Origin of the sequence: Pyxidicoccus trucidator, from assembly GCF_010894435.1 — a bacterium.
In the GTDB taxonomy this organism is placed as follows: domain Bacteria; phylum Myxococcota; class Myxococcia; order Myxococcales; family Myxococcaceae; genus Myxococcus; species Myxococcus trucidator.
In genome coordinates this window covers 396,594-409,291 of the sequence record NZ_JAAIXZ010000008.1, presented here as the reverse complement: position 1 = coordinate 409,291, position 12,698 = coordinate 396,594, and the positions used below count along the sequence as shown (strand labels likewise).

The 12,698-nt window shown below is 71.3% G+C and carries 13 protein-coding genes; 7 read left to right on the top strand and 6 right to left on the bottom strand.

All coding sequences use genetic code 11. From position 1 onward, the window contains the following. Window positions 1-5: 5 nt before the first annotated feature. The 3 genes from G4D85_RS24100 to G4D85_RS24090 all read right to left on the bottom strand — a co-directional run bounded on the left by G4D85_RS24100 (window position 6) and on the right by G4D85_RS24090 (window position 2,407). Window positions 6-548 carry a peroxiredoxin gene (locus G4D85_RS24100; protein ID WP_164015946.1) on the bottom strand — a complete coding sequence of 181 codons (543 nt, stop codon included), beginning with the start codon at window positions 546-548 and terminating at the stop codon, window positions 6-8. 46 nt (window positions 549-594) lie between these two features. Continuing rightward, window positions 595-1,881 carry an amidohydrolase family protein gene (locus G4D85_RS24095; protein ID WP_164016112.1) on the bottom strand — a complete coding sequence of 429 codons (1,287 nt, stop codon included), beginning with the start codon at window positions 1,879-1,881 and terminating at the stop codon, window positions 595-597. A gap of 67 nt (window positions 1,882-1,948) precedes the next feature. Further along, window positions 1,949-2,407, bottom strand: coding sequence for a hypothetical protein (locus tag G4D85_RS24090; RefSeq protein ID WP_164015944.1), 459 nt, complete (start codon window positions 2,405-2,407; stop codon window positions 1,949-1,951). Between the two features lie 172 nt (window positions 2,408-2,579). Here G4D85_RS24090 and G4D85_RS24085 point away from each other — a divergent pair, with 172 nt between their 5' ends. From G4D85_RS24085 to G4D85_RS24070, 4 genes are all read left to right on the top strand, one after another. After that, window positions 2,580-4,763 carry a serine/threonine-protein kinase gene (locus G4D85_RS24085; RefSeq protein ID WP_164015943.1) on the top strand — a complete coding sequence of 728 codons (2,184 nt, stop codon included), beginning with the start codon at window positions 2,580-2,582 and terminating at the stop codon, window positions 4,761-4,763. Window positions 4,764-5,069: 306 nt separating this feature from the next. Beyond that, on the top strand, window positions 5,070-5,315 hold the full coding sequence (locus tag G4D85_RS24080; protein ID WP_164015940.1) for a hypothetical protein: 246 nt from the start codon (window positions 5,070-5,072) through the stop codon (window positions 5,313-5,315). 398 nt (window positions 5,316-5,713) lie between these two features. Further along, window positions 5,714-6,595, top strand: a complete 882-nt coding sequence (locus G4D85_RS24075) for an extracellular catalytic domain type 1 short-chain-length polyhydroxyalkanoate depolymerase (RefSeq protein ID WP_240359459.1) — start codon at window positions 5,714-5,716, stop codon at window positions 6,593-6,595. Between the two features lie 15 nt (window positions 6,596-6,610). Continuing rightward, window positions 6,611-7,360 (top strand): carbohydrate deacetylase, encoded by a 750-nt coding sequence (locus G4D85_RS24070; protein WP_164015936.1) that lies wholly within the window; start codon window positions 6,611-6,613, stop codon window positions 7,358-7,360. Here G4D85_RS24070 and G4D85_RS24065 read toward each other — a convergent pair. After that, window positions 7,344-9,263: a hybrid sensor histidine kinase/response regulator gene (locus G4D85_RS24065; protein ID WP_164015934.1), complete on the bottom strand. Its 1,920-nt coding sequence runs from the start codon at window positions 9,261-9,263 to the stop codon at window positions 7,344-7,346. The two genes, G4D85_RS24070 and G4D85_RS24065, sit on opposite strands and share 17 nt — an antisense overlap. 195 nt (window positions 9,264-9,458) lie before the next feature. Here G4D85_RS24065 and queF point away from each other — a divergent pair, with 195 nt between their 5' ends. After that, window positions 9,459-9,821 (top strand): preQ(1) synthase, encoded by a 363-nt coding sequence (queF, locus tag G4D85_RS24060; RefSeq protein ID WP_163999736.1) that lies wholly within the window; start codon window positions 9,459-9,461, stop codon window positions 9,819-9,821. Window positions 9,822-9,837: 16 nt separating this feature from the next. Here queF and G4D85_RS24055 read toward each other — a convergent pair whose 3' ends face one another. Continuing rightward, complete coding sequence (locus G4D85_RS24055) at window positions 9,838-10,035, bottom strand: hypothetical protein (protein ID WP_164015932.1); 198 nt, start codon at window positions 10,033-10,035, stop codon at window positions 9,838-9,840. An 18-nt stretch (window positions 10,036-10,053) separates the two neighbouring features. Further along, complete coding sequence (locus G4D85_RS24050; RefSeq protein ID WP_240359458.1) at window positions 10,054-11,067, bottom strand: serine/threonine-protein kinase; 1,014 nt, start codon at window positions 11,065-11,067, stop codon at window positions 10,054-10,056. A gap of 195 nt (window positions 11,068-11,262) precedes the next feature. Here G4D85_RS24050 and G4D85_RS24045 point away from each other — a divergent pair, with 195 nt between their 5' ends. Beyond that, a complete protein-coding gene (locus G4D85_RS24045; RefSeq protein WP_164015928.1) occupies window positions 11,263-11,475 on the top strand; it encodes a hypothetical protein in 213 nt (70 codons plus the stop codon). 80 nt (window positions 11,476-11,555) lie between these two features. Continuing rightward, window positions 11,556-12,692: a phospholipase D-like domain-containing protein gene (locus tag G4D85_RS24040; protein ID WP_164015926.1), complete on the top strand. Its 1,137-nt coding sequence runs from the start codon at window positions 11,556-11,558 to the stop codon at window positions 12,690-12,692. Window positions 12,693-12,698: the final 6 nt, after the last annotated feature.

Genomic DNA, 12,698 nt, shown 5'->3' with positions numbered 1-12,698 from the left:
GGGGCCTACTTCGCCCCTCCGTCCGGCGTCCCCGCGTCCGCGCCCGCCGGCTTCGCGCCGGGCTTGCGGATGGGACACGACACAATCGCCCCATTCGGGTCGATGGCGTCACTGCCGGTCTCCACCTTCAGAATCTTCCGTCCCTCGCCAATGACGAACGTGTACCGCTTGGATATCGAGAGCAGCGGCATCTTCACGTCAAATGCCGAGACGACCTTGCCCTCCGGGTCGGGAATGAAGGGGAACGGGGCTTTCAGCTCCGCCTTGAAGCGCGCGAGCGTCTCTGAGTCATCCGTACTGACGGCCAGGACCTGGCCGTGGAGCTTCTCGATGTCCGAGTACCTGTCCCGGTACGCCGAGAGCTCGCGGGTTCAACCCCCTGTGAAGGCTTTGGGGAAGAAGGCCACGATGACGGGCCCCTGCTTCACCATCTCCGACAGGGTGTACACGTTGCCGGCCGTGTCCTTCACTGTGAAGTCCGGCGCCGTGTCCCCCACCTGCGGAATGGCCCCACTGAAGAGGCCCGCGACAAGTACTGGGAAGATCATGACGAAGGACTAAACCGGACTTCCCAGCGGGAAGGCAAGCGGGCGGCTACTTCGTCTCCGCGAGCCGTGCCCACACCGCGGCGGCGGCCTCGCGGGCCTGCTCCGCCACCACCGTGGGATTCACGGAGAGCGGCCGGCGTGCCCACATGCGCCAGACGCCGTCCACCATGACGGCCTCCACGTGCCGGCTGCCCAGGCCGAACACCACGTGCCAGGCCAGGTTCTCCCCGGTGAGCGGCGTGGCCGGCAGGTAGTCGAGGACGAGCAGGTCCGCCAGCGCGCCCTCGCGCATGGGCCCCACGGGCACCTCGAAGAGCTGGGACACCAGCCGGTGGCCGTTGGCCAGGTAGCGCAGCACGTCGATGGGCTGCCCCGCCTCGCGCGAGCGCAGGTACGCCGCCTGCGCCTCCGCGAAGAGGTCCGCGGACACGGCGTCCGCGCCCAGCGTGGCCCGGTGGCCGAACTTCAGCGCCGGCGCGTAGCCCACCTCCAGCCCCTGGTTGGAGCGCGGCGTGTGGACAATCCACGCGCCGGTGGCAATCACCTGCGCCAGGTCCGCCCACTCCAGGTGGCCCACGTGCGCCAACTGACTCTTGGGCGACAGCAGGCCTGCCTCCAGCAGCCGCGCCACGGGCGAGGCGCCATAGCGCTCCGTGGAGAGGCGCTCGTCCAGCGGGTCCTCGGCGAGCGGCAGGTGCAGCCCGCCCGTGCCCAGCGTCTTCAGCGCTTCCACCAACCCCTGCAGGCCGTCCGGCCCCAGCGTGAAGCAGGGCCCCGCGCCCACCTGCCCGCGGAAGCGGCCCTTCGCCTTCTTCGCGAAACTGACTGTCTCCTCCAGGGCCTCCTCGCGGCCCACGGCGCCCAGCCGGTCCGACACGGCGTAGGACAGCACGCCGCGCACGCCCACCTCGTGGAGCCCGCGCGCCAGCCGCACCAGCGAGCCCGCCACCGCCCTGGGCGACGAGTGCAAGTCACACACGGTGGTGGTGCCGCACTGGAGGGCCTCGAGGCCACCGGCGCACCCGGCCACCTGCACCGCGTCCAAATCCAGCGCGTTCTCGTAGGGCCAGAGCACCTTCTCCAGCAGGTCCTGGTAGTTCTCCAGCGCGGGGTGCGGCATGCCACGACCGAGCACCGCGTGCAGGCGGTGGTGCGCGCTCACCAGGCCCGGGAAGACGAGCTTGCCGGAGAGGGCGACGACCTCGTCGTCGGCAGCGGGGGTGAGGTCCGGCCCGCGGGCGACGATGCGCTCACCTTCGATGCGCAGGTCCACTCGCTCCACCAGCGCGGGTTCCAGCTCGACGACGTAACCACCCTTGAGGACGGTGCCCAACATCCCTCCGGACGCAGCGAGTGCGTGTCAGGGGCCCTCCTCCCGTGGGCCGGAAACGGTCAGGACGTTAGCACTCCCGTCCGATTGCGCGAGCGAGGAGGTAGAGCACCCACACCCCGCGTAGCGCCCACAACACTGTGCGCAGCCAGTTGGAGGACACCAGGCGGCGGTGCGCCTCGGGGTCGAACCCCACCCGGAGCGCCTCGTGCTGGGGCACCTGGAGGAGGAAGGTGGACCCCCAGAGGACGAGCACGGCCACGAGCCCCGCCCAGGCCATCCAGCCAGGCACGCCGGGCGGCAGGGGCCGGAAGACGAGCCAGATGGCGGTCGCCAGCTCCACGAGCATGGGCCCGGCCACCACCCAGGTGATTCGCCGGCCGTGCTCGCTGGCATAGGCGGGGAAGCCCGCGACACCCACACGGGCGAAGAGCGGGTAGTGCACCCACTGGATGACGGCGATGACACCCAGCATGAAGAGCGTTGACGCTGCGTGTACGAGCCACAGCAGCGTGTCCGCGCCCGTCATGCCGGCCTCCGTCTTCGCGCGACCGTAAATGGCCAGCGTGGGCCGTGCGGTGCGGCCGGGCAAGTTTCTTTTGGAAGCGCCGAAAGTAGGTGTCGCGAGGACCGGGCGGGCGACCAGGAAGCGCGCCAGGGACAGGACGCGGGTGGGCCCGTCCACGTAGACTGCCGCTACCTTGGAGCCGGAGCAGAACCCTCATCAGGTGGGCCGCTACCGACTGTCCGCGCGCATCGCGACAGGCGGCATGGCGGAGGTGTATCTCGGGAGGCGCATCGAGGAGGACGGGACGCGCGGCCCGGCCGTGGCGGTGAAGCGACTGATGCCGCACCTGGCCTCGGACCGGCGCATCGTGCAGATGTTCCTCAACGAGGCGCGCATCACCGCGCAGGTGCGACACCCCAACGTCGTCACGATTCTGGAGCTGGGGGTGGAGGGCACCGAGCCCTTCATCGCCATGGAATTGCTGGAGGGGCGCTCCTTCGCGGAGCTGCGCCAGGAGGCCGCCGAGCACGGCCAGCGCGTGCCGCTGGGGATTACCCTGCGCGTGCTGGTGGACGCGTGCCGGGGCCTGGACGCCGCGCACCGCGCCGTGGACGAGGCGGGCCGGCCGCTGCGCATCGTCCACCGCGACTTCACCCCGGACAACATCCACGTGGGCGTGAATGGCGCGGTGAAGGTCATCGACTTCGGCATCGCCAAGGCGGACGCGCTCGGCTCGGGCACGGAGCCCGGCGTGCTGAAGGGGAAGTTCTTCTACATGTCGCCGGAGATGATTGCCGGCCGGCAGGTGGACCACCGCGCGGACCTCTTCGCCGCGGGCGTCATGCTGTACGAGCAGCTCTGCGGCCGGCGCCCCTTCACGGGCCTCACCGCCGAGGAGGTGCTGGGGCGCATCGCCGAGGGGCGCCCGAAGCCGCCCACCGCCTTCGACCCGTCCGTGCCCGCCGCGCTGGAGTTGGTGTGCCTCACCGCGCTGGCCAGGGATCCGGCCGCGCGCTTCGACAGCCTCGAGTCCTTCATCGACGCGATGGAGGCCATCGGCGGCGCTGCCGAGGTGGCCTCGTACGAGCAGCTCGCCGCGTACGTGGACTCCCTCTTCCCTCCCGACCAGGACACGAAGCGGCTGGCCCTGCGGCGCGCCCGGCTCGCGGACCCGTCCCACGGGGGCACGCCTCCGCTCCATGTCCGCCCGGGGCACATGGACATGGGAGGCTGGCCTGTCAGCGCGGCACCTCATGCGGAGCCCGCGTCGCATGACGGAGCCGCGCACGGTGCGGGAGCTTCCGAGGCGCAGGAGCCCTTCGCACGGCCTCCCGCGCAGCCGGGCTCCGGCGCCACCGCGAGTCCGAGCGCTGACGCCTCCACGAGAGCGGCCCAGTCCTCTCACGTGAAGGCTGGCGCTGACGCCTCGGGCCGCAAGCCGTCACGACTTGGGGCCATCCTCGCGGCGGTGCTGGTGCTGGGCGCGCTCGGGGGCGGAGGGGCCTGGTACTTCACGCGCCCGGCGGTTCCTCCGGCCGAGCGGCTGGCGAAGGCCGAGGCCGCCTCCACGCCCGAGGCGAAGGTGTCCGCGCTCGACGGACTCGGCGCGGATGCTCGCGCCACCGCCGCGGAGCTGGCCCGCGCGGGCACCCTGCTGATGGCCGCGGGCGCGCACCCGCAGGCGCTGGAGCTGGCGGGGGCCTACACTTCGCGGTTCCCGAAGGACGTGGAGGCGTACCTGCTCGAAGCGCGCGCGGCCACGGAGCTGAGCATGGGCAAGCGGGCCCAGCGCGCCATCGACGACGCCCTCGCGCTGGCGCCCCGGGATGTCCGGCCCCTGCTGGCGCTGACGGAGCTGAAGGAGCGCCAGGGCGATGTGCCGGGGGCGCTGGCGGCGCTGGCGAAGGCCCACTCGCAGAAGCCGCGCTCACGCGAGGTGGCGCCGCGCTACGGCCGACTCCTCTCCCAGAGCGGACGCCTGGACGAGGCCGCCACCGTGCTGGCCGCGTGGACTCGCGAGAATGACGACGACGCGGTGTGCCTCGCCGAGCTGGGCTTCGTGCGCTTCCGCCAGCAGCGCGTGGACGAGGCCGCCAGCCTCCTCAAGCGCGCGATTCGCAAGGACGCCCGGCTGTCCGTGGCGCACTACTACCTGGGCGCCGTCCTCTTCCGGCAGGGCGACACCGCCGGAGCCGAGCGCGCCTACCAGGAGGCGGACCGGCTCGCCCCCGAGGACCCGCGCGCCCTCACCGCCCGCTGCCAGCTCCACGCCCACACGGGCAACGCGGCCGAGGTGGACGCGGTGAAGCGCGCGCTGGCGGAGCGGTTCCCCGACCGCGCGACGGCCCTCGCGGCGGAGTGCTCGACGGCGAAGTGAGCTGCACTTCGCCTGTCGAGCCGTGCAGGCTCGGTACGGGGATTCCACTGCCCATGGCAACACCGTTCAGCCCCATGCGTGCAATGGCTTCATGCACTGTCGGGTGCCCTTCGCCATGACGATGACCGCATTCCCTGCTTGGCGCTCAAGGGCGATGGGACGGCAACAGCGTGCGATGGAGAACCCCGGTTGAGGTCCAGGCAGGCCTGGAGCGCGACGGTGGCTGGAGTCCTCGCATTGTTTGCTGCAATTGAACTGTATAGGCTTCTGGGTGAACCACCCGTGATTCCCCAGGAGGAGACAGAGATGCGTCACAACAAGACTCCATCCATCGCGTTGTTGCTGCTCTGCATGACGGGAGGTGCCCTGGCCGCGGGGGACTCCGCGCCCGCGCCCCTGGAGGAGGTCGAGGCTGTCTGTTCGGAACCCCTCGCGCTCAGCTGTCCGTCGTACTGCAACGCGGGCCGCGTCGTGTGCATCGGTGCCTGCAATGGCGACGAGGCTTGCAGGCAGGCGTGCATCGACGCGTACATTGACTGCTGCAAGTACTAAGCAATGGCAGTCCCTCCCGGGGCCGGTTCCGGTCCCCGGGAGGCGAGTCCCCGGTGCCTGCTCCCCAGTCAGAAGCGGCGCCCAGGGTCCGCCGTGGCGCAAGCATGAGCTTCGCAAGGAGCGCCGCGACCTCCACCACGAGGGCGCGGCCGAGCGCGCCGCGCTTCGGCCCTGCCGCGACGGACTCGAGCCGCTCCTCCATGACGGCGCCGGTGAGCACTCCGTAACTGCCCGACGAGAATGTCCGTCCGCGGCTTCAAGGCCCCGTTACCCTCCCCTGCGTGCACCCCCGACGTCTCCTCGCCACCCTCGCCCTGCTCGCCGCGTGCTCGTCCGCCAACGACTCCCGCCGGGAAGCCCCAAGCACTCCGGACTCGGGCAGCGCCGTGGAACCCCCCGTGCCGGAGCGCACCACGTGCACCGGCCTCACCGTGGGGCCCGGCACCTATGACTGGACGGTGGAGCACGGGGGCCGCACCCGCGCCTACCGTGTCCACGTCCCGCCCGGCTACGACGCCACCCGGCCCACGCCCGCGGTGCTCGCCTTCCACGGCCTCGGCTCCAGTGAGCGGCAGCTGGAGTCACTGACGGGGCTGTCCACGCTGGCCGACACCGAGGGCTTCCTCGCCGTGTACCCGCGCGGGCTCAACGCCCCGGAGCTTGGCCTCGGCACCTCGCCGGACCTCCGGAGCTGGAACGGCGGCGCCTGCTGCTACCCGGCCCGGGGCGTCGCGGACGACGTGGGCTTCGTGGACGCGCTGCTGGCGCACCTGGACACGCGTGTGTGCGTGGACACCCGGCGCACCTTCGCCATGGGCTTCTCCAACGGCGGTTTCTTCACCTACCGGCTGGCCTGTGAGCGCGCGAGCCGCTTCGCCGCCGTCGCCCCCGTGGCCGGCCCGGAGGGCACCAGCCCCTGCACGCCCTCGCGCCCGGTGCCCGTGCTGCACTTCCACGGCACGGCGGACGCAGTCGTCTACTACGCGGGCGGGAACAACTTCGGCTCCTTCGGCAGCGCCTACCCCTCCGCCGAGGAGTCCGTACGGCGCTGGGCGGGCCGCAACGGCTGTGGCAGCGGCACCGTGCAGACGTACCAGCAGGGCGACAGCACCTGCACCGCCTACACCGGCTGCACCCCGGCGAGCGCCACCGTCTCCCTGTGTACCGTTCAGGGAGGCAGGCACGCCTGGCCCGGCTACGCGGGCTTCAACAATGGCACCCTGGACCTGAAAGCCACCCGTGAGGCATGGAAGTTCTTCAAGGAACGCCCCCGGCCCTAGAGGAGAAGCCCAGCCATGAGTGCCCGCGCCCTCATCATCAACGCCGACGACCTGGGCTACGACCCGGCCGTCACCCGAGGCATCCTCCGCGCCATGCGGGAGGGCGTCGTCTCCTCCGCCACCTTCATGGTGAACACACCCTACTCCGAGGCCGCCGCGCGCGAGGCCCGGGGGCTGGCCATCGGCCTGCACCTCAACCTCGCCCGGGGCACGCCGGTGTGGAGCGGCTTCCCCCGCGCGCTGCTCGGCGAGGACGGCGGCTTCGTGGAGTCGCGCGCCGCCAGCCTCCCACCGGACGTGGTGGAGGCGGAGTCCTTCGCCCAGCTCGCGCGGCTGGCGGGGCTGCTCGGCCACCCGGCCACCCACGTGGACGTGCACAAGCACCTGCACCGCAACCCCGGCGTCCTCCAGGGCCTGGCCCGCGCCGCTCGCGCCGCCCGGCTGCCGGTGCGCTCCACCGACGCGGACATGCGGCGCGCGCTGGAGGCCCAGGGCGTGGCCACCAACGCGCACTTCATCGGCGACGCGGGCGCGGAGGCGTACTGGACGCTGGAGCGCTTCGAGGCACACCTCGCCTCGCTGCCCGAGGACGGCGTCATCGAGCTGATGTGCCACCCGGGCTACCGGCCGGAGGCGCTCAAGAGCGGCTACGCCGCCCAGCGGGAGGTGGAGCTGGAGACGTTCCTCCACCCGCGCGCCCGCGAGCTGCTGGCGCGCGCCGACGTCATCCCCGCGAACTTCGGCGTCCTCAAGCCCGCGAGCTGAGGCCCACGAGCGGCGACTCGGACCCGGACGCCGCCAGCTCCGAGGGACGGCGCCGCTCCACCATCAGCACGTTGCGCACCCGCGCCACCAGCTCGTCCGCGCGGTACGGGCGGTTGCACAGCGAGGTGCTCTCCTGCGCCCACCAGGGCCGCTCATCTCCGGCCAGCAGTATCGGCACGGGCCGCGCGCGGGGCAGCGTGGCGAAGGTCTCCAGGAAGACGCCCGCCTGCCCGTGCGTGGCGCTGGTGGACAGGACGATGAGGTCCACCGGCAGGTGCGTGGCCCGGCGCAGCGCCTCGGCGCCGTTGCGCGCGGTGAGCACCTCGAAGCCCTCCGCGAGCAGCACCCGCTCGGCCACCGACTCCTGCGCCAGGTCCTCGTCCAGCAGCAGCACCCGGCGCGGCAGCCGCTTCACCTCGTGCGCCGACATGCGCGGCAGGCTCACCGTGAAGGTGCTGCCGTGGCCCTCCGAGCTGGACAGCGACAGCGAGCCCCGGTGCAGCTTCGCAATCGAGTGGCTGATGAAGAGGCCCAGCCCCAGTCCGCCGAAGTTGCGGTGCGACACGTTGCGCGCCCGGTAGAAGCGCTGGAACACCTGCGCCTGGTCCGCGCCGGGGATGCCGATGCCGCGGTCCTGCACGTGGATGCGCGCGTCACCCGCCAGCCGCTCCACCCTCACGGTGATGGGCTCGCCCGCGTCGCTGTACTTGTGCGCGTTCTCCAGCAGGTTGACGAGCACCTGCTCCAGCCTGTCCCTGTCCCCCTGCACCCAGACGCGCTCGCGCGGCACCTCGACGTTGAAGGGACGCTCGAAGGCGGCGCGGAAGTGGTCCACCACCTCCGCCACCAACTGCCCCACCTCCAGCGGCGCCAGGTTGAGCGCCAGCTTCCCGGCATCCAGCCGCGAGGCGTCCAGCAAGTCGTCCACCAGCCCCGCCAGCCGGTCCACCTGCCGCTTGGACTTGAGCACCGAGGCCAGCTCCACCGGCTGCCCCGCGGAGATGCGCCGCTCCATGGTGTAGAGGCCCAGCTTCAGCGGGGTGAGCGGCGTCTTCAGCTCGTGGCTGGCGATGGACATGAACTCCTCGCGCACCTGGAGCGCCGCCTTCGCCTCGCGCAACAGCCGCGCGTTCTCCACCGCCACCGCGAGCTGGTTGGCCGCCGCGCTCCACAGCTCCAGCTCGCGCACGGAGAAGGACGTGCCCTGCTCCTTGTAGAGCAGCAGCAGGCCCACCGTCCGGCGCGGCGCGCACAGCGGCACCGCGGCGAAGATGGAGCCCATGGCGTCCCCGTAGCCGCGCTGGATGCCGAGCTGCGCCTGGCGCGAGGCCAGCGCCTGCCGGAACGGGTCGTCCTCCGCGTCGAAGGTGTCCTCCGGCGAGTCCGAGCCGGCCAGGTCCGACACCGCCGCCCGGCGCAGCCCCTGGCCTTCCTGCTCGCAGAGGAAGACCTCCGCGCGCCGCACCTGGGCGCAGCGCACCAGCGCCACCACGGCCGCCGCGCACACGCTGTCCACCTCCAGCGTCTCGCCCACCGCGCGGGCAATCTCCTGCACCGCCTGGGAGAAGGCCCCCTCGTCGTCCACTCCTGAGGGCTCGACGACCAGCCAGGCGCCCGGCTTCTCGCCCGCCTTCGCGGGCCGCACCTGCACGCGCACCTGCCTCAGCGCGCGGGTGATGACGTGGCCGGTGTGGGGGCGCCCCTCGCGGATGGCGCGCTCCACCGCATCCAAACTGCGCCCCCGCTCCAGCGCGCCGAGCAGCTCGCCTCCGGCGCGCAATTCCACGCCCGTCTTGCAGGCGAAGCCCTCCTCGCACCACTGGACGCGGAGGTCCGTCCCCACGCGCACCAGGGACAGCGGAAGGCACGAGAAGGCATCTTCTACGTCGGAGGGAAGCGGCATGTGCTCGGAACGGGGGGAGAGGCCCTGTGGGGATTATGAGCGCCTCCCCGGGCTTGCAACCGACCCTCCCCCCGGATTCCCCGCTGGTGGACGCCGGGCACGTTGGGGGGCCGACAGATGCCCTCCAGGGCAGCCAGCAAGCCGACATCCACGGGGAGGATGACACTCAGCGTCGGTGTGGTAGACGACAGCGCCATGCCCTCGCAGCCGACCAAGGACATCCAGACCTTCCCCAACCCGGCAGCCGATCGCGACTATGAGATCGCCTTCGACTGCCCGGAGTTCACCTGCCTGTGCCCCCTGACGGGCCAGCCGGACTTCGCACGCTTCAAGATTACGTACGTGCCGGACCAGCTCTGCGTGGAGCTCAAGAGCCTCAAGCTCTACATGTGGGCCTACCGGAACGAGGGGGCCTTCCACGAGAAGGTCACCAACACCATCGCCGACGACATCATCAAGGCGATTCAGCCGCGCAAGCTCACCGTCGTGGGCGACTTCTTCGTGCGCGGCGGCATCGGCACCATCGTCACCGTCACGCACGAGAAGAAGAAGGGCTGAGCGGCCCCGGCCGGGCCTACTCCTGCTTCTGCTTGAGCAGGTCGTCAGCCTTCTTCTGGAGGTCCGCCTCCACCTGGTCCGCGGCCCGGCGCACGTTCTCCAGGCGCTGGGCGGGGGCTGCCTCGGGCTGTACCTGCATGGGCCTGTACATCACGTACCAAAGCACCGCGACGACGATGCCCAGGCCCAGCACGAAGGTGACGATGCGCCCCATGGACTTCTCCTCCCGCCTCTAGCGGATGAGCTGCTCGATGTACGACGCCCACTGGGACTGGCTGAGGTAGAGGCCGGTGCCCGCCGCGGTGATGACCGCGGCGGCGGCGGCCAGCACCCACTTGAGCGTCCCGCCCGAGCTGGGACGGGGCGTGTCGAAGACCTCCACCGCCGCGTCCAGCTCCTGCGGGCGCAGGAGCTGCTGGGCCTCCGTCTCGGTGAGCTTGTTGCGGTGGCGCAGGAAGGCCACCAGCAGCGCCGCGTGGGACACCTGGACCTCCTGCGCGAGGAAGACGTCCAGCTCGCGCCGCATGGCGGCGGCGTCCGGGAAGCGGTCCTCCGGCTTCACCTCCATGGCGCGCTGGATGATGCGCGCCAGCGGGGCGGGCACGTTGGGCGCCGCCTTGGAGAGCGGCGTGTACTTGCCGTCGCGGATGCGGGCAAACACCTCGCCCGCCGTCTTGCCGTGGAAGGGCCGCGCGCCGGAGAGGGCCTCGTAGAGGAGCACGCCGAGCGAGAAGATGTCGGTGCGCCCGTCGAGCGGCGCGCCCGTCACCTGCTCCGGGGACATGTACGAGGGTGTGCCCACGGCCATGCCCTGCTGGGTGAGCGCCTCCAGGCCCACGTCCTTGGCGATGCCGAAGTCCATCAGCTTCACCTCACCGGACTTGGTGAGCATGACGTTGGCGGGCTTGAGGTCGCGGTGGATGATGTGGCGGAAGTGCGCGTGGTCCAGCGCGCTGGCGATGCGCGCGGCGATGACTCCGGTGACGTCCGGAGGCAGCGGCCCCTCGCGGATGAGCGTGTGGAGGGTGGGCCCATCCACCAGCTCCAGAATCATGAAGAGGCTGTCGTTCTTCTCCACCAAATCGTAGAGCGTGACGATGTTCTGGTGGCGGAAGGCGGCCAGCGCGAGCGACTCGCGGCGGAAGCGCGACAGCGTCTCCTTGTCGCGCTTTCCTTCCGGGAGCAGCTCCTTGATGGCCACTTCGCGCTGCACCATCTCATGGAGGCCGCGGTACACGACGGCCATGCCGCCGCGTCCCAGCTCTCCGAGGACGCGGTAGGCACCAATCTTCCGATGACGGACGGATTTCTCTGCGGGGGGCACGGGCCGGAGGGTAGCGGAGCACGCGCGCAGCGTCGATGGGCGGTGTGGCCACCAGCCGGGCGAGCGGGTCCGGGGGGAGATGACTCCACGGTGGAGTCCGCTACCCTGCGTTCCCCCATGAAGACCCTTCGCCTCCTCGTCCCCGTCCTTGCCCTGGTCTCGCTCCAGGGTTGCATCTACCACCGCGGCCTCAAGGAAGCGCAGTCCTCTCCGTCCAAGTCGAAGAAGTCCAAGGTCAGCAGCAAGCAGTGCCACCCGAGCCAGTACTGGGATGGCGACGAGTGCCGTCACAAGGGCAAGGGCAAGGGCGCTCGCAAGCACGACGACTGACGTCGTCGCAGGTGGGACAGCGTCGGTGTCACCCGGAGGCCGTGCCGCTTCCGCACCGGGAGCGGTAGGGTGGGACGTCCATGAGCACCGAAGCCGCCCTGTCCCCGCTGTCCGTCCCGTTCCCCGCCCCCATCCCTGTCGCAGAGGACGGTGCGGAGCGCATCACCCTGCTGGACGGCGGGACGGCGGCGTACCCGCGGATGCTGGAGGCCATCGCCTCCGCGAAGCACCGGGTGCACCTGGAGGTGTACACCTTCGAGCGCGAGGGCGTGGGTGCGCGCTTCGTCGAGGCCCTCATCGCGGCGGCGCGGCGGGGTGTGACGGTGAAGGTGGTGGTGGACGGCTGGGGCAGCATCAAGGCCAGCAGCCACCTCACGGAGACGCTCCAGGCCGCGGGCGCGAAGGTGCGCGTGTACAACCCGCTCACGTCGCTGTTCACCGGCCGCTCGTGGCGCAACCACCGCAAGATTCTCCTGGTGGATGACGCGGTGGCGTTCCTGGGTGGCATCAACATCGGGGACGAGTACGCGGCGCACGGCGACGAGCCGGGCTGGGCGGACCTGGCGGTGGAGCTGCGGGGCGACATCTGCCGGCAGCTCGGGGCGAAGCTGCACGCGGGAGCGTCCTCGCTGACGTCGGGCCCGGTGAGCCTGTTCCTGTCGGGCTTCGGCGGAGGACACCGGCTGCGCAAGCGGTACCTGAAGGCGATTGATGGCGCGCGGCACGAGGTGGTGCTGGCGCACGCGTACTTCCTTCCGGACATGAGCTTCGTGCGGGCGCTGAAGCGCGCGGCACGGCGCGGGGTGAAGGTGTCGCTGCTGCTGGCCGGGCGCAGCGACGTGGTGTTCGCGCGCGCGGCGACGATGCGGCTGTACCGCGACTTCCTGCGCGCGGGCGTGGGCATCTACGAGTGGACGGCGTCCACGCTGCACGCGAAGGCAGCGGTGATGGACGGGAAGAAGCTGCTCGTGGGCAGCTTCAACCTGGACCCGCTGTCGCTCGTCAATCTGGAGACGCTGGTGGAGGTGGAGGAGCCGCGCGTCTCGGCGGAGGCGGCGCTGTGGCTGGAGAAGCACATGGCGGTGTCGCGGCGCGTGTTCCTGGAGCAGTGCGGGCGCTCGGGGTTGCAGCGGTGGCTGCTGGATGTCGTGGGGCTGGCCGTGGCGCGGTTCGCTGAGCGGTTCGCCAGCTTCATCGGTCGGCGTCGGAAGCGGTGACACCGC